General features: G+C 64.7%; 24 protein-coding genes. 13 read left to right on the forward strand and 11 right to left on the reverse strand.

The genetic code is table 11. The annotated features are described in order from the left end of the window. Positions 1–7: 7 nt before the first annotated feature. The 4 genes from flgL to BUA05_RS07835 all read left to right on the forward strand — a co-directional run bounded on the left by flgL (position 8) and on the right by BUA05_RS07835 (position 3,210). A complete protein-coding gene (gene flgL, locus BUA05_RS07820) occupies positions 8–928 on the forward strand; it encodes a flagellar hook-associated protein FlgL (RefSeq protein WP_072674110.1) in 921 nt (306 codons plus the stop codon). 15 nt (positions 929–943) lie between these two features. Next, a complete protein-coding gene (gene motA / locus BUA05_RS07825) occupies positions 944–1,807 on the forward strand; it encodes a flagellar motor stator protein MotA (RefSeq protein WP_072674111.1) in 864 nt (287 codons plus the stop codon). Position 1,808: 1 nt separating this feature from the next. Further along, the gene (locus BUA05_RS07830; RefSeq protein ID WP_245790133.1) at positions 1,809–2,783 is read left to right on the forward strand and encodes a flagellar motor protein MotB; all 975 of its coding nucleotides are present in this window, start codon (positions 1,809–1,811) and stop codon (positions 2,781–2,783) included. A 133-nt stretch (positions 2,784–2,916) separates the two neighbouring features. Continuing rightward, positions 2,917–3,210, forward strand: coding sequence for a hypothetical protein (locus tag BUA05_RS07835; RefSeq protein ID WP_072674112.1), 294 nt, complete (start codon positions 2,917–2,919; stop codon positions 3,208–3,210). A gap of 268 nt (positions 3,211–3,478) precedes the next feature. Here the strand turns inward: BUA05_RS07835 and BUA05_RS07840 are convergent, their stop codons facing one another. Continuing rightward, entirely contained in the window at positions 3,479–3,916 is a 438-nt protein-coding gene (locus BUA05_RS07840) for a VOC family protein (protein WP_084662531.1), read from the reverse strand. A 284-nt stretch (positions 3,917–4,200) separates the two neighbouring features. Here BUA05_RS07840 and BUA05_RS07845 point away from each other — a divergent pair, with 284 nt between their 5' ends. From BUA05_RS07845 to BUA05_RS07860, 4 genes are read left to right on the forward strand one after another with little or no spacing between them, the layout of a single operon-like run. Further along, positions 4,201–4,863, forward strand: coding sequence for a glutathione S-transferase family protein (locus BUA05_RS07845; protein WP_072674114.1), 663 nt, complete (start codon positions 4,201–4,203; stop codon positions 4,861–4,863). Then, positions 4,860–5,759, forward strand: a complete 900-nt coding sequence (locus tag BUA05_RS07850) for a S1/P1 nuclease (protein WP_072674115.1) — start codon at positions 4,860–4,862, stop codon at positions 5,757–5,759. The genes BUA05_RS07845 and BUA05_RS07850 overlap by 4 nt, the downstream gene beginning before the upstream one ends. 52 nt (positions 5,760–5,811) lie before the next feature. Beyond that, positions 5,812–6,966 carry a succinyl-diaminopimelate desuccinylase gene (dapE, locus tag BUA05_RS07855; RefSeq protein ID WP_072674116.1) on the forward strand — a complete coding sequence of 385 codons (1,155 nt, stop codon included), beginning with the start codon at positions 5,812–5,814 and terminating at the stop codon, positions 6,964–6,966. Further along, positions 6,963–8,219, forward strand: coding sequence for a dicarboxylate/amino acid:cation symporter (locus tag BUA05_RS07860; RefSeq protein WP_072674117.1), 1,257 nt, complete (start codon positions 6,963–6,965; stop codon positions 8,217–8,219). Before dapE ends, BUA05_RS07860 begins: the two co-directional genes overlap by 4 nt. 4 nt (positions 8,220–8,223) lie before the next feature. Here BUA05_RS07860 and BUA05_RS07865 read toward each other — a convergent pair whose 3' ends face one another. The 5 genes from BUA05_RS07865 to dapB form a co-directional block, all read right to left on the reverse strand. Further along, positions 8,224–8,655, reverse strand: a complete 432-nt coding sequence (locus BUA05_RS07865) for a hypothetical protein (protein WP_158093696.1) — start codon at positions 8,653–8,655, stop codon at positions 8,224–8,226. Positions 8,656–8,799: 144 nt separating this feature from the next. Then, a complete protein-coding gene (locus BUA05_RS07870) occupies positions 8,800–9,225 on the reverse strand; it encodes a hypothetical protein (RefSeq protein WP_072674119.1) in 426 nt (141 codons plus the stop codon). 47 nt (positions 9,226–9,272) lie between these two features. Next, positions 9,273–9,935 (reverse strand): endonuclease III, encoded by a 663-nt coding sequence (gene nth / locus BUA05_RS07875; RefSeq protein ID WP_072674120.1) that lies wholly within the window; start codon positions 9,933–9,935, stop codon positions 9,273–9,275. A gap of 10 nt (positions 9,936–9,945) precedes the next feature. Beyond that, positions 9,946–11,103, reverse strand: coding sequence for a M48 family metallopeptidase (locus tag BUA05_RS07880; RefSeq protein WP_072674121.1), 1,158 nt, complete (start codon positions 11,101–11,103; stop codon positions 9,946–9,948). 73 nt (positions 11,104–11,176) lie between these two features. Beyond that, positions 11,177–11,911: a 4-hydroxy-tetrahydrodipicolinate reductase gene (gene dapB / locus BUA05_RS07885; protein ID WP_072674215.1), complete on the reverse strand. Its 735-nt coding sequence runs from the start codon at positions 11,909–11,911 to the stop codon at positions 11,177–11,179. A 35-nt stretch (positions 11,912–11,946) separates the two neighbouring features. Here dapB and BUA05_RS07890 point away from each other — a divergent pair, with 35 nt between their 5' ends. Beyond that, entirely contained in the window at positions 11,947–12,663 is a 717-nt protein-coding gene (locus BUA05_RS07890) for an NAD-dependent deacylase (protein ID WP_072674122.1), read from the forward strand. A 54-nt stretch (positions 12,664–12,717) separates the two neighbouring features. On the opposite strand, the gene BUA05_RS07895 is transcribed toward BUA05_RS07890, so the two are convergent. From BUA05_RS07895 to mutM, 4 genes are all read right to left on the reverse strand, one after another. Next, on the reverse strand, positions 12,718–13,491 hold the full coding sequence (locus tag BUA05_RS07895) for a HesA/MoeB/ThiF family protein (protein WP_072674123.1): 774 nt from the start codon (positions 13,489–13,491) through the stop codon (positions 12,718–12,720). A gap of 97 nt (positions 13,492–13,588) precedes the next feature. Next, the gene (gene dnaA / locus BUA05_RS07900; protein WP_072674216.1) at positions 13,589–14,992 is read right to left on the reverse strand and encodes a chromosomal replication initiator protein DnaA; all 1,404 of its coding nucleotides are present in this window, start codon (positions 14,990–14,992) and stop codon (positions 13,589–13,591) included. A gap of 514 nt (positions 14,993–15,506) precedes the next feature. Continuing rightward, the gene (gene rpsT / locus BUA05_RS07905; RefSeq protein ID WP_072674124.1) at positions 15,507–15,767 is read right to left on the reverse strand and encodes a 30S ribosomal protein S20; all 261 of its coding nucleotides are present in this window, start codon (positions 15,765–15,767) and stop codon (positions 15,507–15,509) included. A 244-nt stretch (positions 15,768–16,011) separates the two neighbouring features. Then, positions 16,012–16,827: a bifunctional DNA-formamidopyrimidine glycosylase/DNA-(apurinic or apyrimidinic site) lyase gene (mutM, locus tag BUA05_RS07910; protein ID WP_072674125.1), complete on the reverse strand. Its 816-nt coding sequence runs from the start codon at positions 16,825–16,827 to the stop codon at positions 16,012–16,014. 106 nt (positions 16,828–16,933) lie between these two features. On the opposite strand from mutM, the gene BUA05_RS07915 reads away from it, so the two are divergent. Continuing rightward, complete coding sequence (locus tag BUA05_RS07915; RefSeq protein ID WP_072674126.1) at positions 16,934–17,689, forward strand: class I SAM-dependent methyltransferase; 756 nt, start codon at positions 16,934–16,936, stop codon at positions 17,687–17,689. 4 nt (positions 17,690–17,693) lie between these two features. Then, positions 17,694–19,250, forward strand: coding sequence for a 2-polyprenylphenol 6-hydroxylase (ubiB, locus tag BUA05_RS07920; RefSeq protein ID WP_072674127.1), 1,557 nt, complete (start codon positions 17,694–17,696; stop codon positions 19,248–19,250). A gap of 4 nt (positions 19,251–19,254) precedes the next feature. Here the strand turns inward: ubiB and BUA05_RS07925 are convergent, their stop codons facing one another. After that, positions 19,255–19,641: a DUF4345 family protein gene (locus BUA05_RS07925; protein ID WP_072674128.1), complete on the reverse strand. Its 387-nt coding sequence runs from the start codon at positions 19,639–19,641 to the stop codon at positions 19,255–19,257. A 274-nt stretch (positions 19,642–19,915) separates the two neighbouring features. Here BUA05_RS07925 and BUA05_RS07930 point away from each other — a divergent pair, with 274 nt between their 5' ends. Together BUA05_RS07930 and dut are read left to right on the forward strand one after the other, a co-directional pair. Beyond that, positions 19,916–21,619 (forward strand): bifunctional phosphopantothenoylcysteine decarboxylase/phosphopantothenate synthase, encoded by a 1,704-nt coding sequence (locus tag BUA05_RS07930; protein ID WP_072674129.1) that lies wholly within the window; start codon positions 19,916–19,918, stop codon positions 21,617–21,619. Continuing rightward, positions 21,616–22,074, forward strand: coding sequence for a dUTP diphosphatase (gene dut, locus BUA05_RS07935; protein ID WP_072674130.1), 459 nt, complete (start codon positions 21,616–21,618; stop codon positions 22,072–22,074). The genes BUA05_RS07930 and dut overlap by 4 nt, the downstream gene beginning before the upstream one ends. Positions 22,075–22,098: the final 24 nt, after the last annotated feature.

Genomic DNA, 22,098 nt, shown 5'->3' on the forward strand with positions numbered 1-22,098 from the left:
CGCCGCCATGAGCTTTGTCAGCACCTCCACCGGTTCGTTCTTCAACCGCTCGCTTGCGCAGATGGCCGATCTGCGCGCAGGCATCGAACGCAACCGCACCCAGATCGCCACGGGCCAGAAGATCGAGCGCGGATCGGATGATCCCGCCGCCGCCGCGCAGCTGCGCAACGTTGCCCGGCGCACGGCGCTGGCCGAGGTGGAAGGCGATAATGCCGCGCAGCTCGGGCAGGAACTCGGCTCGGCCTCTGAGGAACTCACCGCCGTCACCGCGCTGCTCCAGCGCGCGCGCGAACTAGCGGTGCAGGCGGCCAATACGCCCACCGGCGATGACGGACGGCAAGCGATCGCGTTTGAACTGGAGCAGCTGTCCGAGGAATTGTTCAGCCGCGCCAACGCCGTCACCCTGACAGGCGAGCCGCTGTTTGCCGGGCTGTCCTCCGATCCCGCCTTCACCCGCGATGCCCTCGGCAATGTCACCTATTCCGGCACGCTCGCCAGCGGCGCGGTGCCGGTTGCGCCGGGAACCGCGATCGAACGCGGCTTGCCGGGCAGCGAGGTATTCCAGTTCGATCTCAATGGCACGCCCACCAGCGCCTTTGCCGTGCTTGGCGGGCTGGCGGCCGCGCTGGGCGGCGGTGCGGCCGATCCGGCAGCGGTAGCCAGTGCCGCGCTGGAAGGCATCGACGCCGCGCTCGACACTGCCAATCGCGCGCAAACCATCCTTGGCACCCGCATGGCGTGGGTCGATCAGGTGCAACAGCAGCAGGAAACCCGCAGCGTTGCTCTGGCTGAACGCCGTTCGCGGGTCGGCGATACCGACATTGCCGAGGCGATCGCCCGGCTGCAACAATCGCTCACCGCGCTCGAAGCGAGTCAGGCCGCCTTTGCGCGGATCAGCTCGCTTTCGCTGTTTGACGCGCTGCGCTGACAGGAGCCTGACCCAATGTTTGTTGCAATCGGCATAGTTGTGCTGCTGGTGATGGTGTTCGGCGGCTTCATGCTGGCCGGCGGCGCGCTCGGCCCGGTGATGGCGGCAATGCCGCTCGAATTCATGATGATCGGCGGGGCGGCACTCGGCGCGATCCTGATCGGCAATTCGATGCACGCCATCAAGCTGCTCGGCGGCGGGCTGGGCAAGGTGTTCAAAGGCCCGAAATATACCGACGATGACCATATTGATGCGATTGCACTGACCAGCAAACTGATGAAATTGCTGCGCTCCGAAGGCGCGGTGGCGCTGGAAAGCCATGTCACCGAACCGGGCAGTTCGACCATTTTCAGCGAATATCCGCGGCTGCAGAACGATCCGGTCGTCACCGCGATGATCTGCGATCCGCTCACTTTGATGGTGGTGTCCTCGGGCACGCTCGATACCCACGCGGTCGAGGAGGTGATCGACAACGCGATCAAGACCCAGCTGCATGAAATGGACGAGCCTGAGCATATGATCCAGTCGCTCGCCGATGCCTTTCCGGCATTGGGGATCGTGGCTGCGGTGCTCGGCATCATCAAGACCATGGGCGCGATCGACCAGCCACCCGAAATTCTCGGAAAGATGATCGGCAGCGCGCTGGTCGGCACCTTTCTCGGCGTGCTGCTGGCCTATGGCATCGCGGGGCCGCTTGGCACCCGGCTGAAGCAGATCAACACCCATGACCAGCAGATCTTCCATTCGATCAAGCAGGTGATCATCGCCAGCCTGCACGGCTATCCGCAACCGCTGGTGCTGGAGGCGGCACGTTCGGGCCTGCCGCCCGCGCACCGGCCCAAGCTGACCGACCTGCTCGACATGATGCGGGGCCGGTAAGGTGGCGCTGTCCGATCCGACCCAGTCGGGCGAAGGCGCGGCCGCCGCGATCCCTGCCCCGATCATCGTCAAGAAGGTCACCATCCAGGCAGCCGGCCATCACGGCGGGGCGTGGAAGGTGGCCTATGCCGATTTCGTCACCGCGATGATGGCGTTCTTTCTGCTGCTGTGGCTGCTTGGCGCGACCGAGGAAAAACAGCGCAAGGGCATTGCCGACTATTTCACCCCCACCCTCGTCAAGATGCGCAAGGAAAGCGCTGGTTCCGATGGCTTGCTGGGCGGAAGCTCCATTACCGATGCGGATAATTATCCCAACGCCATGGGCCAAACCGGTACGCGCGCAATCACCATCCCGCGCGGCGTCACCGGCGGGCCGGTGGAAGGTGGCGGGCGCGGCGAGATGGATTCCGACAAGCTCAAGGAACTGCGCGACAAGATTGAAAAGAAGCTGGTGCAGCGCCGCCAGCTGTCGCATCTCGCACGGCAGGTGCGGGTGATGCGCGCGCCCGAAGGGATCCGCATCGATCTGGTTGATGATGCCGATTTCTCGATGTTTGAACTCGGCACCACGATCCTCACCCAGGAGGCGCGCGGGCTACTGGGCGTGATGGCCGAAACGCTCGATGGCGAACGCGCGCCGCTGATCCTGCGCGGCCACACCGATTCGCTGCCGTGGCGCAGCGGGGTGGCGGCAAATAACTGGTCGCTTTCCACCGGACGCGCCGAGGCAACCCGTCAGGCGCTGGTGCTGAGCGGTCTGCCGGCCCGGCAGATCGCCCGGATCGAAGGCGTGGCCGAGACCGAGCCGCTGATTGCCGATAACCCCGCCGACCCACGCAACCGCCGCATTTCGTTGCTGCTGATCGACGGCAAGGCGGGCGGCAAGAACGCTGGCATCCGGGCGCGACCGCGCGTGCTGCCGAAACTGGACGAAACTGCCGCAGCGGCGGCGGGCAAAGCAGCACCAGCAAGCTAGAGCGGCCAATATCGCGGCCGCGGGCAGCGCGCCCGTGCCTCTCTATGCCGGCTTTGCCTCTCCCCTGAACAGGGGATGGCAGTTTTCACCGCAAGATGCTTTTCCTAATGCAAGATCTGCAAGAGTTCCGCGCATGAAAACCCGCCTGCCCTGTGCTGCTGCGCTGGCCGTGTCTTTCGCGGCGCTGCCGGTCGGCCCGACAGGGGCGCGAATGCCCGCCGACCCGATGGGCCTTCCCGGCCTTTATGGCGGAAGCCATGTCTGCGAGAATGGCGCGCTGCCCGAAATCACCCGGCGGATCGCAGAATACACACCGGGCAATCGGTTCTGCATGATCTGGGTCGGGAAGACCCAGCCGATGTTCAACATCAGCGTGGCTGAGGAAACGACCCATCGCCTGCCCTTGCTGAGCATGCCGGCTCCCTAGCTGGAAGGTCAGGCCGATCTTTCTCCGGTTGCGGTCACGGTGCGCTTTCCCGACGGATCAAGATTTGATGGGCGCGGCGTTTATGGAACGGAAAAAGCCATCACCAGCACCCGCATGGAATCGCTCGAGGCCGTGCTTGCCGGATTCTCGCGTCCCGGCGTGATCAGTATCACCATCGGCAATACCACCCAGCGCTTCAGCGCACCTGCGTTTCAGAAAGCCGTCATGGCGGTGCGCGAATGCGCTGCGGCGCTGCGTCCGGTCGCCGTCAGCGCGGGGCCGGGGCCTGGCTGGCGAAGAGCTGCCCGATATCGGCAAAAGCCTTGAACTCCAGCGCATTGCCCGCCGGATCGCGCAGGAACATCGTCGCCTGTTCGCCCGGCTGGCCCCTGAAGCGGATGGTGGGTTCGATCACGAAATCAGTGCCCGCCGCGCGCAGGCGGTTTGCCAGCGCCTCCCATTCGGCCATGCCCAGCACCAGCCCGAAATGCGGCACCGGCACGCCATGGCCGTCGACGTGGTTGCTCGCCCGGTCGCCCGCCTGCCCCGGCGCGAGGTGGGCAACGATCTGGTGCCCGTGAAAATCGAAATCGATCCATTCGTCCGATGATCGCCCCTCGGCGCAGCCCATGGCCTCGCCATAGAAACGGCGCGCGGCGGCAAGGTCATCGACCGGAAAGGCGAGGTGAAATGGCGGCAGGGTCATACCTGCTTGCATAGCGCGGGCGCGCGGGCGCTGGAAATGGTTTTCCTACTGCATCGCGATCTGTCAGCCGCGGTGCCGCCATGCGACGTTACATGACCCGCAACGTGATCCGCGCCATGGCTCATCCCATGACCCGCGAGGAATTCGACAGACGGGTCGAAGGCCTTCTTACCGGGGAGGTTTCGCCTTCCGGGCAGTGTCTCAAGTGTCTCACCGTTCAGCATCGACAGCGCCGGGATGAACGGTTAGGGCCGGATCGCCAGGCAAGTTGGAGCGGGCAGGCAATGAAACTGATCATCGGCAACAAGAACTATTCGAGCTGGAGCTTGCGCGGCTGGCTTGCGGCCAGGCAATCGGGCCTCCATTTCGACGAACTCACCGTGCCGATCATGGGCGAGGAATGGGACCGGCTGAAACACGACATGGGCGAGGTGCAGCCATCATCCGGCAAGGTGCCGATCCTGTGGGACGGCGAAGCAGTGGTGTGGGACAGCCTTGCGATCATGGAATACCTCGCCGACAAGGTCGGGCGCGAACGTTTCTGGCCCAAGGACGAGGCCGCCCGCGCGATGGCCCGCGCGATGGTGGCGGAAATGCATTCGGGCTATCAGTCCTTGCGCAAGGAAATGCCGATGAACATCCGCCGCCGGGTGCAGCTGGCAGGCGTGTCGGATCAGACAAAGCACGATATCGTGCGCATCCTAGGGCTGTGGGCCGAAGCCCGCGCACGGCATGGCAATAGCGGCCCCTATCTGTTCGGAACCTTTGGCGCGGCCGATATCTTCTATGCTCCGGTGGTGACGCGGTTCGTCACCTACGGGATCGGCGTGCCGGGCTTTGCGCAGGCCTATATGCAGGCGATCGAGGAACATGACTGGATGCGCGAATGGACCGGCGCGGCCGAGGAAGAACAATGGGTAATCGAACAATACGAACTGCTCGCATGAGAGCCATCATCGCCGCGCTGCTGGCGGTGATTGTCATGCTGCCCGCTCCGGCAAGCGCATGGGGCTTCTACGCCCACCGCAAGACCGCCGAGATTGCCGAGGCCAATGTCTCAGCGCAAGTGCGCGCCAAGATCCGACGGCTGCTGCGTTCCGAACAGGCGCTCGGCACGCCCGAATGTCCGTTGAAGAGCCTTGAGGATGCGGCGGTCTGGGCCGATTGCGTCCGCCGCGAAGGTTGGCGCTGGGGCTATACCGCAGCGTGGCATTACCGCACTGCGCCGATCTGCGAGACATTCAACCCGCGCGCCAATTGCGCGGGCGGCAATTGCGTGACCGCCCAGATCGAGCGGGCGCACAGGCTGCTGGCGGACGAAAGCCTGCCCGACGCGATCCGGCTGGAGGCGCTGGCCTTCATGGTGCATTTTGCAGGCGATGTGCACATGCCGCTGCATTCGGGCGACAACGAGGATCGCGGCGGCAATGACCGCAAGGCCGATTACGGCATCATCCCCGGCCTCAACCTGCACTGGATCTGGGACGGGCCACTGGCCGAACGCGCGATCAGCGACCCGGCCGACCCGGTGGTGCGGCGCTATTCCGCCGCCGAACGTGCCGAACTGGGCGGCGGCGGCCCGGCCGACTGGGGCCGCGAAAGCTGGGAAATTGCGCGCGGCTTTGTCTACCCCACCGCCTTTGACACTGATGATGTGTGCGCGAGCGAACTGCCGGCCAAGACCGCGCTTTCGCAAGAGGATATCGTCGCCGCCGTGCCGATTGCAAAACGCCGGGTGCAGCAGGCGGGCATCCGCATCGCCGATCTGCTGGAAAGCGCCTTTGCCCCCGGCCCGCTCCCCGGCCCGCTCAAGGTCGAGCAGCGGCGGCGGGGCGGCTCTTAAAAGTGTTCGGGCGCGGCTTGCGCTGCCCTGCGGGACTGCTAGGCCAGCGCAAATGAGCGATGTTCCAGACCTTGCCAAGCGCCTGATCGCCGCGCCCAGCATCACCCCTGCGACCGGCGCGGTGTTCGATGAACTGGCCGCAATGCTGACGCCGCTGGGCTTTGCCATCCATCGCTTTACCCGCGGCGAAGGACCGGAAGGCAGTGATGAGGCGCCGGTCGAAAACCTGTTTGCGATCCGCCCCGGCCCCGCAGGATCGCGCCACTTTGCCTTTGCAGGCCACCTTGATGTGGTGCCGCCGGGCGAAGGCTGGGCATCCGATCCCTTCGTGCCGCAAGTGCGCGGCGAATTGCTCCACGGGCGCGGCGCGGTGGACATGAAGGGCGCAATCGCGGCGATGGTCGCCGCTGCCGCCCAAGTGCCGCAGGACGCGGGCACGGTCAGCTTCATCATCACCGGCGACGAAGAAGGCCCCGCGCTCCACGGCACCCGTGCGCTGATCGATTACATGAATGCGGCCGGCATCCGCCCCGATCTGTGCCTTGTCGGAGAGCCCACCAGCGTCAACCGGCTGGGCGACATGGTGAAGATCGGGCGGCGCGGATCGGTCAATATCTGGATCGACGCGCACGGCACGCAGGGCCATGTCGCCTATCCGCACCTTGCCGACAATCCGCTGCCCCGGCTGGTGGCGATTCTTGCGGAGCTTGATGCGCTTACGCTCGACACCGGCACCCACTGGTTCCAGCCGTCCAATCTCGAAATCACCGATATCAATGTCGGCAACCGCGCGCATAATGTCATCCCCGCGCTGGGGCAGGCGCGCATCTCGATCCGATTCAATGATCTGCACACCGGCAACAGCCTGTCCGAACGCGTCATGGCGATTGCCGAAAAGCACGGCGGCAAGGCGTGGCCCATCATCTCTGGCGAACCCTTCCTGACCGAGCCGGGCGCGTTCTCGAAGCTGGTCAGCGACGCGGTGGAGGCCGAAACCGGCCTAAGCCCCGAACTTTCCACCAGTGGCGGCACCTCCGACGCGCGGTTCCTGCGCGCTGTCTGCCCGGTGATCGAATTCGGCCTTTGCAACGCGACCATGCACAAGCGTGACGAGGCCGTGGCGATCCCCGATCTGGCCGTGCTCGCCCGCATCTATGCCCGCATCGCCGCGCAAGCGCTGGCGCTTGAGGAAGGACACGCAATTTGAACGCCTGGTTCCGGATTCCCCTGTGGCAGCGGGTGATCGCCGCGCTGATCCTTGGCATCATCATCGGCTATCTGTGGGGGCCGGGGGCTGCGAGCATCAAGATCATCGGCGATATCTTCATCGCCTTCATCAAGATGCTGGTGGTGCCGCTGATCTTCTTCAGCCTGGTCGCCGGGGTGGCCAGCATTGGTGACCTGCGCAAGCTTGGCAGCGTCGGCTGGCGGGCGATGCTGCTGTTTGTCATCACCGGCCAGATGTCGGTGTGGATGGGCCTTGGCATCGGCACGCTGACCCAGCCCGGCGCGGGCATCGACGGGGCGAGCATGGCGCTCGATCAGGCCGCGCTCGAACGCGCGCAGGATCGCCGGGAGAACGCGCAGAGCTTTGAACAGATGATCCTTGAGGTCGTGCCATCCAGCCCGGTGCAGGTGATGGCCGATGTCAACGTCCTGCCGCTGATCGTGTTCTCGCTGCTGATCGGAATCGGCATCCTGATGGCCAAGGAGGATGGCGAGCCGGTTCTGAAGATCTTCGAAAGCGGTTCTGTGGTGATGCAGAAGGTCACCATGGTGGTGATGGAACTGACCCCGTTCGGCGTTTTCGCGCTGATGGCGTGGGTGGCGGGCACGCTGGGGATCGATGCCTTGAAGGCGCTCGGCCAGCTCGTGTTCCTCAATTACCTTGGCTGCTTTTTGATCATCGGCATCATCTATGCCGGGATGATCAAGGGGATCGCGCGCCTGCCGGTGGTCGATTTCTTCCGCGGCATCGTGGATGCCATGGCGGTCAGCTATTCCACCGCCAGCTCCAACGCGACCCTGCCGGTGACCTTGCGCTGCGCCGAGCGCAACCTCGGCGTGTCGCGATCGGTCGCGAGCTTCGTGGTCGCGCTGGGGGCGACCATCAACATGAACGGCACGGCGATGTATCTAGGCCTTGCGACGCTGTTCGGCGCGCAGGTCTTCGGCATCGATCTGAGCTGGGGGGATTATCTCACGATCTCGATCCTCGGCACGCTGGGCGCGATCGGTGCGGCGGGGATCCCGGGCTCGGGACTGATCATGATGGTGCTGGTGTTCGGCGCGGTCGGCGTGCCGCTGGAGACCATCGCGCTGGTCGCCGGGATCGACCGGATCATGGACATGATGCGCACCACCACCAACATCACCGGAGACGCGGCTGTGGCGGTGACCGTGGCGAGCCTGACCGGCGAACTCGACCGGGCGGAACTGATCAGCGCGGACGACGTGTAGGCGTCTACTTCGCGCCGGTCGGCGGCACGCTCGCACTGTCTTTTGCCGAGGGTGCGACGGGCACGAAGTCTCCGAGTTGACACAAGGCAGGCCCTGACCCGCGATCTTGATTGAGCCGCATCCTATCGCCCGAACAGATGGTCGCATTGACGGCGCCGATGCCGGGAACGCCGTCCTCGCGCTCGCGGCGCAGGCCGGGACAGCGCTTCGCAAGATCGTTGACGAAGACCTCGCCCTGCCGCTGGAACAGGACCTTGCGCTCGTTCACGACGAGAAAACTTGCATTGCTCGTCCGGAGGCATTTCTGCGGCGCGCCGGTGACCACGAAATCGAACGGCTGGTCATGCTGCATTAGCAGCGTCGTGAGCGGGGTCGGCGAGGCCTGCCAACCGCCTTGACCCGCGTTTGCGGCCGAGAGGCTGATTCCGAGCGCCAAGGTTGCTCCTGTCACCCCGATCCATAGCCCGCGTTCCATGCATGCCTCCTGAACTGCCGATCTGCCGCCAAGGGTGTTGGCAGTCGGCTAAAGTTAGAGGGAAGTTACTGAATTCTCAGTGAACAACGCAAGCCTCAGCACGCCTCATTCGGCCTTGCCGTCCTTCACATATTCCACCGGCACAAACCGGCCCAGCCCGCATCCCGCCCCGCGCTGCGGCACGCCGCCGAGGTTCTGCAGTACGTAGATGATCTCGGGCGTGCAGAGCTGGTCGATGGTGGTGTTGTAGGTGAAGGCGCGCTCCAGCCGCAGGCCCGGGCAGGATTGCGGCAGGATGTTGCGATAGACCTTGCCGCCGCGCATCTCGAAATCGATCACCCGGTCGTTGCGCACCATCGTCTGACGGATCTGGGGCCGGTTGATGCAGGTCTGCGGCTGGCCCAGCACCCGGACTGCGGGCGCACCGGCAGCAGGATCGGCATCCGGGTCACGCTCAACCGGCGCGCAGGCAGCCGCGAGCAGAAGTGGCGCAAGAAAAGGCAAGGCGGTGGGCGGAAAACGCATATCCATGATCGTGGCATCCTCGATTATTCGACGCCAGCCCTGCCGGGCCCGCGTCATTGGCGCTGGCTGCCCCCGCGCGGGTCTTGTAGCACTTTTTTGCGGTAGCTGCACAGATCAGCGACCTTGCAACGCCAGCATTCGGGCGTCCGCGCCTTGCAGACATAGCGCCCGTGCAGGATCATCCAGTGGTGCGAATCCCGGCGGAACGGCTGCGGCACGCGCTTTTCCAGCTTCGCCTCGACCTGATCCGGGGTCTTGCCCCCGGCCATCCCGGTGCGGTTGCCGAGACGGAAGATGTGGGTGTCGACCGCGAAGGTCTCCTGCCCGAACCAGCAATTGAGCACCACGTTCGCCGTCTTGCGCCCCACGCCGGGCAGCCGGGTGAGGTCTTCGCGGGTATCGGGCACCGCGCCGTCATATTCGTCGACCAACAGCTGCGAAAGCGCGATCACGTTCCTCGCCTTGGAATTGAACAGACCGATGGTCTTGATGTGCTCCTTCAACCCAGCTTCGCCCAGATCGATCATCTGCTGCGGCGTTTCAACCTTGGCGAACAGCGCGCGGGTCGCCTTGTTGACACCCACGTCGGTCGCCTGCGCGCTGAGCGCGACAGCCACCACCAACTGATAGGCATTGCCATATTCCAGCTCGGTCTGGGGCGAAGGGTTATCTTCGGCCAGTCGGCGGAAGAATTCGAAGATCTGGTCCTTGGTCATCGTCTCGCGATCATTCGTTCGGCGGCGTTTTTGCCTTCCACTCCATCGCCATCAAGGCGCGCTTTTCGACCGACGGGTGGGTGTAGAACAGCGCCTCCTCCAGCGCACCGGGGCGCGGGTAGCGGTACTCGGCAGTCTTGATAAGCGCGGTGGCCAGCGCTTCGGGTTCATTCACGGTTTCCAGCGAATATTGATCGGCCTCGGTCTCGCCCACGCGGGTCATGGTGTTGGTCATCGGGGTGACGAGCAGGCCCAACACCGACCCCACCACCGCAAACACCGGCAAGCCACGCGCCTCGTCCAGCCGTGCATCGCTCCCCAGCAAGCGCGCTGTGGGGGCGAACAGGCGATTGAGCAGATAGAAGAACAGCATCGCCAGAAGCGGCAGAATCACCACAGAACGCCAGATATGGCCAAGCTGGTAATGCCCCGCCTCATGTCCCGTTACCGCGCGCACTTCATCGAGCGAGGCCTGCTTCAGCGCCACGTCGGAAATCGCAATCCGTGCTGCCGGACCGATGCCAGAGACATTGGCGGTGAAGCGTTCGGACTGGCGCGATCCGTCATACATGAATATCCGGTCATGCGGGATGCCGACATCATCGGCGATCTGTTCAAGCGCGGTGCGCACGTCGCCCTGTGGCACTGGCCTGTATTCGTTGAACAGCGGTTGGATCAGACTCGGCCCGGCCAGCAGCAACAGCAGTGTGGTGACACCCGCCAGCCCGCCGCTCCACAGCCACCATCGTTGCCCGGTGCGGCGGATCAGGACATAGACTCCGGTCAGGAACAGCCCGCCGATAATCGCAGCAATCCCCTCGCCAATCGCCTGCTGCGACAGGAAATCGCCCAGCGGCTGTTGCGAAAGGTCATAGGCGCGCTGCCGGTACCAGTCGGTGTAGATTACCCAGGGCAGCGCCAATACGGCAGAAATCAGCAGGAAAGCAGCGCTCACCGCAAGGGTTGAAAGCCAGGGTTTTCGGCCCTCAAGCCGCGCCGCGATCCGGTCAAGCAGCCGGAACCGCACCATGATCCATGCCACCAGCACCGACACGCCGACACCCATCAACAGCACCCAGTGATTGCCGGTGGTATAGGCTTCGGCCTTGGCCAGCGCTTCCGGCCCCAGACCGTCAACCATCCGCGCGGCCTGTTGCGCTGGCATCATTGGGCTTGCCATTTTCAATGATCCCCTTTGTGTATTATTAAGCTAATACACTCAGACGGGAACCGGTCAAGCGTCAGAGGCCCAGCACGTTGTTCATCGTGTATCGCCCGGCAGGCTTGCCGATCAGCCAGCACGCCGCCTTCACCGCGCCGCGGGCAAAGATCATGCGATTTTCTGCCGAATGCGAAAGCGTCAGGCGTTCTTCCGGCCCGGCAAAGATCACGGAATGTTCGCCTGCCACGGTGCCGCCGCGCAAGGTGGCGAAGCCGATATTGCCTTGGCCCCGTGCGCCGGTCTGCCCGTGACGCCCGCTTTCCATGTTGGCGGACAGTTCGATCCCGCGCGCCTCTGCCGCTGCCTCGCCCAGCAGCTTGGCCGTGCCTGAGGGCGCGTCGACCTTCAGGCGGTGGTGCATTTCCAGCACCTCGATATCCCAGTCCGGCCCCAGCCGCGCCGCCGCTTCGCGCACCAGATGCGCCAGCAATGTCACGCCAGCGGAGAAATTGCCCGATTGCAGCACGGGAATGGTCCTGGCCGCCTCGGCCAGCATCACGAAATGCTCCTCGCCCAGACCGGTGGTCCCGACCACGATCGGGATGCCCGCCACCCGCGCCGCGCCAAGATTCTGGCTGAGCGCATCAGGCGCGGAGAAATCGACCAGCACATCGCACTGGCCCGCCAGCGGCCCGACATTGCCCCCGGCATCGACACCGATGCACATGCTGTGCCTGGCCTCGTCGATGGCCTGTTCCAGCGCCTGCCCCATGCGGCCCTTGTGTCCGATCACTCCGAATTGCAGCTGTGCCATTGCCTCGCCCCTGCCGATCATGTTTGAAGGTGTCCATGGCAGAGATTGAACGCATCGTCATCCTCACCGGCGCAGGGATTTCCGCCGAAAGCGGGATCGACACCTTCCGTTCGGCTGGCGGCCAGAACGGGCCGGGGCTGTGGGAACAGCACCGGGTGGAAGATGTCGCCACGCCCGATGGCTTTGCCCGCAATCCCGATCTGGTGCTGGGCTTCTACGACATGCGGCGCGAGGCCTTGGCACAGGCCGAACCCAACCCCGCGCACAGCGCGCTGGCGCGGCTGGAGCGCGAATTTTCGGGCGATCTGCTGCTGGTGACGCAGAATGTCGATGATCTGCATGAACGCGGCGGATCGGCCGATGTGCTGCATATGCATGGCGAGTTGAAATCGGCGCTCTGCACCTCGTGCGAAACCCGTTCCCCGTGGCGGGCGACCATGATCGACCGCCCGCCATGCCCGGTGTGCCGCGCGCCGACATTGCGCCCTGACGTGGTGTGGTTCGGCGAAATGCCCTACCAGATGAGCCGGATCTATCAGGCGCTCGAGACCTGTGACCTGTTTGTGAGCATCGGCACCAGCGGCGCGGTCTATCCGGCGGCGGGGTTTGTACAGGAGGCGCGGGCCAGCGGGGCGCGCACGCTCGAACTCAATCTCGACCCGAGCGAAGGCTCGCGCTTGTTTGACGAATCGCGGTTGGGACCGGCCAGCGTGCTGGTGCCGGAGTGGGTGGAAGAGGTGCTGGGCGACTGATTCTGCACATGTCGGCGCTGCGATACGGCAGCGCGCCGCGTCAACCGGGGTCGCTTAACTGCAACCCTTGCACCCGGCATCCTTGGCAATCCGGATCGTGCGCATCCCCGGTGCCAGTCCATCGAGAATATGCAGCCGCCCCCAGCCCGGATCGCCCAGCGCGGCTGTGCCGGCCAGCAGCACCTTGATCGCCTGCAACGCGGCAAAAGTGCCCGCCCAGCCGGCCATCGCGCCCAGCATGCCATCATCGGCGCAGGTGTCGCAATCCTCGGCATCGAAGGCATCGCCGACAAAGCAGCGGTAGCACGCCTGTTCCGCAAGGTGCCCGGCAAAGGCCGCGACCTGGCCCTGAAACCGGCCCACCGCCGCCGACAGCAAGGGAATGCCCGCCGCGACGCAGGCATCCGATACCGCCAGCCGCGTGGCGAAATTGTCTGTCCCGTCGAGCACCAAATCGCACGCACCGATCAGGCGTGCGGCATTATCCGGCGTGATCCGCGCGTCCGAGACATCGACCTGAAGCGTATCGTCGAAATTGGCGAGCCAGCGCCGCGCCGACACCGCCTTGCCGTGCCCGACATCGCGGGTGGTGAAGATCGTCTGGCGTTGCAGGTTGCTGGCATCGACCACGTCATCATCGACCAGCGTCAGCCTGCCGACCCCGCTCGCCGCCAGATATTGCAGCGCGGGCGATCCGATCCCGCCAAGACCGATAATGGCAAGATGGCTGGCCGCCAGCGTCGCCTGCCCCGCGCCGCCGACTTCGGGCAGGACGATATGGCGCGCGAAACGCGCAAGCCGGGCGGGAGAAAGCGGCGCAGAACCCATGGACAGGCTGTTTACAACCTGTGCAACGCCTGTCGACAGGCCTGTGGATCAGCCTGTCGAAAGTGCGGTGCAAAGCTTGACGATATTATGTGCGGATTCAGCTTTCGAGCTGACGCAGCAGGCTGCGCACATCACCATCCATGTCGGCATCGCGCTGGCGCAGATCCTCGATCAGGCGCACGGCGTGGATCACCGTGGAATGATCGCGCCCGCCGAACTTGCGCCCGATTTCCGGGTAGGAACGCGGGGTCAGCACCTTGGACAGGTACATTGCCACCTGCCGCGGCCGCACCACCGCCCGCGCGCGGCGCTTGCTGCTCATTTCCGCGCGGTCAATCCGGTAGAACTGGCACACGGTGCGCTGAATCTCGTCGATGGTGATCCGGCGGCGGTTGGCCGAGAGGATGTCGGTAAGCTGTTCTTCGGCGAGCTGGAGCGAGACTTCCTGTCCCGTCAACTGAGCATAGGCGATCAGCTTGTTGAGGCCGCCCACCAGCTCGCGGATATTGCGGGTGATGGTGCGGGCAAGGAATTCGACCACATCGGCCGGCACATCAAGCGGTGCAAAGCGGACCAGCTTGGCGACAAGGATCTTCTTGCGCAATTCGATGTCGGCGGGCTGGATATCGGCCACCAGCCCCATCGACAGGCGCGACAGCAGACGCGGTTCGACCCCATCCAGCGCCTGCGGCGCGCGGTCGGCGGCGAAGACCAGCCGCTTGCCCTCGGCCAGCAGTGCATCGATGGTGTAGAGCAATTCTTCCTGCGCGCTCGCCTTGCCGATGATGAACTGGATATCATCGACCAGCAACAGATCGAAAGACCGCAGCCGCGCCTTGAATTCGATGGTCTGGCTGGATTTCAGCGCCTGCACGAATTCGACCATGAAGCGTTCGGCCGAACAATAGAAAATCCGCGCGCGCGGGTGCGCCTGCAGATAGGCGTGGCCGATAGCGTGCAGCAGGTGGGTCTTGCCCTGCCCGGTCGCCGCCTTGAGATAGAGCGGCGAGAATTGCGGCGCTTCGACTGCGGCCATGCGCTGCGCCGCATTGCAGGCGAGGACATTGGCCTCACCCGTGACAAAGGCGGTGAAGGTCAGCGAAGGGTCCAGCCCGACCGACGAGGTGAAGCCTGAATCCGACATGGAGCCAGCCGCCACCGCCATCGCGCTTGCCCCGTCATTGGCCGGGCGGCGGCCATCATTGATACGCAGGTCGGGCAGCTGGCGGCGCCCGGGATGCACCATGATGTTGACCTTGCGCACTTCGCTGCGGGCGATTTTCCACGCCAGCTGCAGCCGGTCGTGAAAGCGGTCACGCACCCAGTTGGCCGAGAATTCGGTTGGCAGGTAGAGGTCGAGCATGCCGCTCTCGCGGTCGAGACTGCCAAGCTGGATCGGCTTGATCCACTGGCTGTGGAGCTGATGGCCCAGATCCTTGCGCAGCCCCTGGCTGATATCGGACCAGTCGGCGGCAAGGTTCACGGCTTCCGCATCTTCCATCAAATCATCATCCGCAGGTCGGCGCGTGCTGCGCGCCTTGTCGATCCTGTGCACAAGCTCTTCCCCAATCTTCTCACACCTGCGTGACCAGCGTCACGCAGATGCACCCTTGTTATTGTGACAGGCAAATACCATCGCTGCCCCGAAAAATGGATTTTCGGGGAGCCCCCTGTCGGCCGGTTTTCCTAGAACCCGGGCTGTCCCGCGCCGGGTGAGATGGGAATAAAGAACGCAACGCAGCTTTGCGCAAGCGCGGAGATTACAAAAAAGTGAAATAATCCTGTTGACTCGGCGCAAGCCCGCAGACTTGCGTTGATCATGTTGTTTTTAAAAGAAGATCACTAATCACACCACGCGAATCGCGGGGAATCCTGACATTTGTCGGGGTTGCACCTGTCGCAATTGTCGCAAACCAAAAAGGCCGCGCTGATCCAGCGCGGCCTTTTTGCGATTCTCCTCCGCCGACAACCCGCATTCACCCCTTAGGCAGTGATACGGATCGCCCAAAAACGAATCAGAGCGTGGCGACTCGGCGCGTCAGACGCGAAAGCTTGCGGGCCACGGTGTTCTTGTGCAGCACGCCGCGGGCGACGCCGCGGGCCATTTCCGGCTGGGCTTCCTTGAGCGCGGCAGCGGCGGCTGCCTTGTCGCCAGCTTCACAGGCCGATTCGACCTTCTTGATGAAGCTGCGGATGCGGCTGATGCGCGCACCGTTGATTTCGGCGCGGGCGGCGTTGCGACGGATGCGCTTCTTGGCTTGCGGCGTGTTGGCCATAATTCGTGTCTGTCTCGCAAATGGTTCGGGCCGCGGCAGGCGGCCGGGAAATTCTGTCAGGTTGGTCGAAACCGGGCGAGCGGGCGCATGGCCCGACCGCCGGAAAGCAGCGCGCATAGTGCGAAGGGCGCGCAAGGTCAACGATTCCCTTGGCTGGCCATCGCAAGGCGCACAGAATTGGCCCTTGCCGGAACGCAGCGGAGGAACCGCGCCAAGGATGCAACCGCAGCAGCGGGTTCTTACATCATCGCTGGCACACCGGACAATACCACGTGCTGCGCCCGCCCTGCGCGATGCGGCGGATGGTGCCGCCATCCTCGCGGCGGCAGGCCTCGTCTGTTCGCCCGTAGACATCGAAGCTGCTGGCGAAATAGCCGAGTTCGCCATCGGGCCGGGCATAGTCACGCAAGGTCGAGCCGCCATCGCGGATCGAGGCCTCCAGCACATCGCGGATCGCGGGCACCAGGCGCTGGAGCTGCGGCCCGGTGACCTTGCCCCCCGGTCTGGTCGGGCGGATCCCGGCCCGCCACAGCGCCTCGCAGACATAGATATTGCCCAGCCCGGCGATAATCCGCTGATCGAGCAGGCACAGCTTGATCGATTGCACCTTGCCCTTCAGCGCCGCCTTCAGATGCCCTGCGGTCAGCCCCGGACCCAGCGGTTCGGGGCCGAGGGCAGCGAATTGCGGCCATTGTTCCAGCGCGGCAGTGCTCACCAGATCGACCGAACCGAAGCGCCGCGGATCGCACAGGGCAAAGCGGTGCTGCGCGGTCTCCAGCAGCAGATGATCATGCGCATCGGGCGTTTCCGGATCGATCCGCCAGCGCCCGCTCATGCCGAGATGAAAGATCATGGTTGCATCGCGGTCGAGATGGATCAGGCCGTATTTTGCCCGCCGCGTCAGGCCTGTCACCTGTGCGCCGGTCATGACCTGCACCAGATCAGCGGGGAAAGGGCGGCGTAGATCGGCGCGGTTGAGGTGCACGCGGGTGATCCGCGCGCCATCAAGGAACCGGGCAAGGCCGCGGATAGTTGTTTCGACTTCTGGCAGCTCAGGCATTTGTTGGGGCTCGCTATCGCTCGAAGCCGCTCCGCCGCGGCCAACGCATCACACGTCGCCTCTAACACCCTTTGCGCGGGCGGCAATTGCCTCTAGGGAGCCGGGCATGACTGAAATTTCCGACGACACCGTTTCCTTCGGCTACACGCAGGTTTCTCCGCAGGAAAAGACCCGCAAGGTGGGCGAAGTCTTTTCCAGCGTCGCACGCAAATACGACGTCATGAATGATGCAATGTCAGGGGGCATGCACCGCTTGTGGAAGGATCGCTTCGTCAAGCGGGTGAAACCGCAGCCGGGCGAACAGATCCTCGACATGGCAGGCGGCACCGGCGACATCGCCTTCCGCATGGTGGAGCGCGGCGCGCATATCACCGTCGCCGACATCAATCAGGACATGCTGGATGTGGGCGCGGAACGCGCGCTGGAACGCGGCGCGGGCGAAGGCGAGGGCAGCCTTGTCTTCACCTGCCAGAATGCCGAGCAAGTCAGCTTTCCGAACAACAGCTTTGATGCCTACACCATCGCTTTCGGCATCCGCAACGTCACCCATATCGACCGCGCCCTGGCCGAAGCGCACCGGGTGCTGAAGCCGGGTGGGCGGTTTTTCTGCCTCGAATTCTCGACCGTCGAATGGTCCGGGCTGAAAGAGGCCTATGACATCTATTCCGAACACCTGCTGCCGCGCATGGGGCAGGCCATCGCGGGCGATGCGGATTCCTATCGCTATCTGGCCGAATCGATCCGCAAGTTTCCGCCGATGCCCGCCTTCGAGGCGATGATCCGCAGCGCAGGCTTTGCCAATACCCGGGTCGAACCGATCATGGGCGGGCTGGTGGCGATCCATTCGGGATGGAAGATCTAAGCCAGTGCCCTCGCCTGCTCTTCATCTTGTCCGCCTTGCGCGCTGGGGCGTGACGCTGGCCCGCCGGCGCGCGCTGGTCGGGATCGAGAATGATCCCAACGCTCCTGCCGCGCTGCGGCGGCTGGTCCGGCTGGCGCGGCTGGCGACGCTGACCGGCAAGGCGGGCCCGCGCGATTATGCCGGCGCCTTCCGCGCCATCGGCCCGGCGGCGATCAAGCTGGGGCAGAGCCTTGCGACACGGCCCGATCTGGTGGGCGAGGAGGCGGCGAACAATCTCCTGTCCCTGCAAGACAGCCTGCCGCCGGTGCCCTTTGGCGAGATCAAGGCATCGATCGAATCGAGCTTTGGCCAGCCGATCGACAAGCTGTTTGCCGAGGTCGACCCCGAACCTGTCGGCGCGGCCTCGATCGCGCAGGTGCACAAGGGCGTGACCACCGATGGCCGCTCCGTCGCGATCAAGGTGCTGCGCCCCGGCATCCGCGAAAAATTCGCGCGCGACATCCAGACCTATGAATGGGCCGCCGCCTATGTCGAGGCGATGGGCGGCGAGGCATCGCGCCTGCGCCCGCGCCTGACCATCGCCAATTTCAAGCGCTGGACCAATTCCGAGCTTGATCTGCGACGCGAGGCGGCCTCAGCCAGCGAATTGGCCGAACAGATGGCGGGCGTCCCCGGCTACCGTATTCCGGCGGTCGACTGGGACCGGACCAATGGCCGGGTGCTGACGGTTGAATGGATCGACGGGATCAAGATCAGCCGGACCCAGGAACTGCGCGCCCGCGGGCATGATCTTGCGGCAATTTCCGACAAGCTGGTGATCAGCTTCCTTACCCAGGCGATCAGCGCCGGATTCTTCCACGCCGACATGCACCAGGGCAACCTGTTCGTGGAGGATGACGGCACCATCGTCGCGATCGATTTCGGGATCATGGGCCGGATTGATCGGCGCGCGCGGCAATGGCTGGCAGAGATCCTCTACGGGCTCACGACCGGCAATTACCAGCGCGTCGCCGAAATCCATTTCGAGGCGCAATATGTGCCAAGCTACCATTCGGTCGGCGAATTCGCCACGGCCCTGCGCGCGGTGGGTGAACCGATGCGCGGCAAGCCGGTAAAGGAGCTTTCGGTCGGCCAGATGCTCGACGGGCTGTTCGCGATCACCCGCGATTTCGACATGCAGACCCAGCCGCACCTGCTGCTCTTGCAAAAGACCATGGTGATGGTCGAAGGCATCGCCACGCAATTGAACCCCGATATCAACATGTGGGACACTGCCGCGCCTTACGTGCGCAGCTGGATCCGCGATGAGCTGGGGCCGGAAGCCGCGCTCGCCGATCGGCTCAAGCAGGATACCGAAACGCTGCTGCGCCTGCCCGGCCTGATCCGGCGGCTGGAGGAAAAATTCCCGCCCAAGGGCGGCGCCCCCGAAACCCCGCCGCTGCCGGTGATCCCGCTGGTCACCGACAAGCGCGAAGGGCGCGGCTGGCCGGGCTATGCGGCCGCGGCGCTTGCAGGCGCAGGCGCGGTGTGGGGCGCGCTGATGGTGGGCTGGATCGGTTAGCGTTCTAACCCGGGCCGCCTCTGCCAAACATCCGGTAGCCGGTGAAGGCCAGCGACAATGTTACCGCCTCGACCACCATCGGCCCGAAAGCGCCAGCATAGCTGCCATCGAGAATCAGACCAACCACCCGTCCGAGCAGCGCGATCCCCATCAGCGCCGCCGCCACTAGCAGCACGGCACCGTTCCGGCGCCACCCGCCCCACGCCAGCGATCCGCCCGCGACCCAGAAGAACGCGGTAAAATCCGCCCGCAGGCTCGACAGGCCCTGCGGGCCGCCTGCCTCGACCCCGAACATCGCGCCCAGTTCAACCGGAGCGATCAGGAAACCCGATCCGATCAGCATGGAACCCAATCCGCCCAGCACCAGCGCCGCGCGCAGGAACATCATCATCAAACAGCCCCTCGTGTCGTTATTTCGCCAGAGTCTGGTTCAGCCCCGCCCTCAAATCAAGCGCGGCGACACGCGGATGCTCCAAAAGCGGTTGCGCCTTTGTAAGCGCAATCTTAACCACGGCCCGGCAAATCTGCGGGCCAGAACCATATCCGCGCTGCTTGGCGCGGGGACGGGGCGCGTCTAGAATGGTTTGCCGGCAGCGTTTGCACCGCCCGGCATGGGAGTTGTTCGGACCGATGACATTGATCGGCATACAGAGCGGAACACAGCGATGACAGGCACGTCCCTGCGCATCCTGCTGGTCGTGGGCGGCGGGATCGCGGCCTACAAGGCCTGCGAACTCGTGCGCCTGATCCGCAAGGGGGCCAATGGGATCAGCGGCGATGTCACCTGTGTCGTCACCAAGGGCGGGCAGCAATTCGTCACCCCGATGGCGCTGGCCGCCCTGTCCGAAAATCAGGTCTATACCAACCTGTTCGACCTCAAGAACGAGGCCGAGATGGGGCATATCCAGCTTTCGCGTGAGGCTGATCTGGTGGTGGTCTGCCCGGCAACCGCCGATCTGCTCGCCAAGATGGCAAGCGGGATTGCCGATGATCTTGCGACCACGCTGATTCTGGCCACTGACAAGCCGGTGATGGCGGTCCCGGCGATGAATGTGCGGATGTGGGAGCACGAAGCGACGCAGCGCAACATCGCGCTGCTCGAAAACGCGGGCGTTACTGTGCTCCATCCCGATGAAGGCCCGATGGCCTGCGGCGAGTTCGGCTATGGCCGCCTGCCCGAGCCCGAGGCGATCTGGCGTGCGATTGCCGATCACTTCGGCATTGCAGTGCCTGCGCCCCAGCCCGCACCGGCGCTGATCCCCGCGAATGATCGTCAGCTTATCGAAGTCGAGGCGCTTGAGCCCGAGGACGAGGGTGAGGGTGAGGGTGAGGGTGAGGAAGCCGGCGACGGCGCACCTGCATCGGCCAGCGGGCTGGGGGGGCTGTTGTCGCGCATCATCCCGCGTTCGACCGCGAAACGCACCCATGAGGACATCGAGGCGGAATATCAGGACCTGCCCGAACCGGATGATGGCGACCTGCCTGCCGACGATGAGCCCGCACCCGAATTTGCCCCCGATCTGGGTGGGCCGCTGCTGGCGAGCAAGGGCAAGGCCAACGCCGCCCCGCCGGTGGATGCCGATGCGATCAACCACAAGGTCGATCCGCGCAAATCTGCGCCCGAAGTGCTTGCGCCCGAGGTGCCGGACGAGGTTGAAACCGTGCTGGGCGATGTGGCCGAGGGCGCCGATTTCGGGATTGCCGCGTCGCACCGCCCGCTTTCCGGTCGTCATGTGCTGATCACCGCCGGGCCGACGTGGGAAGCGATTGATCCGGTGCGCTACATCGCCAACCGGTCAAGCGGGAAACAGGGCTTTGCCATCGCCGCCGCCACCGCCGCGCTGGGCGCGAAGGTCACGCTGGTGGCCGGGCCGGTTGCCTTGAAAACACCTGCGGGCGTGACCCGCATCGATGTCGAAAGCGCCGAGGACATGTCGCAGGCGGTCAAGGCCGCGCTGCCGGCCGATGTCGCGGTGATGGTCGCCGCAGTGGCCGATTGGCGGCCGAAGGAATACCGGGGCGAAAAAATCAAGAAGCGCGGATCGGCCCCGCCAGCGCTGATGCTGTCGGAAAACCCGGACATTCTCACCAATGTCGCGGCTGGCGGCAAGCGGCCCGAACTGGTGATCGGCTTTGCCGCCGAGACCGAGAACGTGATCGACAACGCCAAGCAGAAACGCAAACGCAAGGGTTCCGACTGGATCGTGGCGAATGATGTTTCGGGTGACGTGATGGGCGGCGACATGAACCGCGTCCACATTGTCAGCGCGGACGGCGTCGAAACGCTCGATGAAATGCCCAAGAGCGCGGTGGCGATGGCGCTGGCTGAACGGATCGCGGCGACGCTCAAGGCCGAGGCGGCGGAATGAGCGCCGCCGTTACAGTGGCCGTAAAGCGCCTGCCGCACGGCGCAGCCCTGCCGCTGCCCGCCTATGCCACATCGGGCGCAGCGGGGATGGACGTGGTCAGCGCCGAGGACGTGGTGATCGCTCCGGGCGCGCGCCATGCGGTCGCGACCGGCCTCGCGCTGGCAATTCCGCAGGGTTACGAAATCCAGGTGCGTCCGCGTTCAGGCCTTGCGCTGAAGCACGGGATCACCGTGCCCAACACCCCTGGCACGATCGATTCTGACTATCGCGGCGAGTTGAAGGTGATCCTGATCAACCATGGCACCGAACCCTTCACCATCGCGCGCGGCGACCGGGTGGCGCAGCTTGTGCTTGCCCCGGTGGTGCAGGCGGCGTGGGACGAGGTCGCCGAACTGGATGTGACGGATCGCGGCGCGGGCGGGTTTGGTTCGACCGGCGGGCACGCGAAACTCTAGATCAGTCAGGAACGGCAGCCCGGG

It is taken from the genome of Erythrobacter sanguineus (assembly GCF_900143235.1).
GTDB lineage: Bacteria > Pseudomonadota > Alphaproteobacteria > Sphingomonadales > Sphingomonadaceae > Erythrobacter > Erythrobacter sanguineus.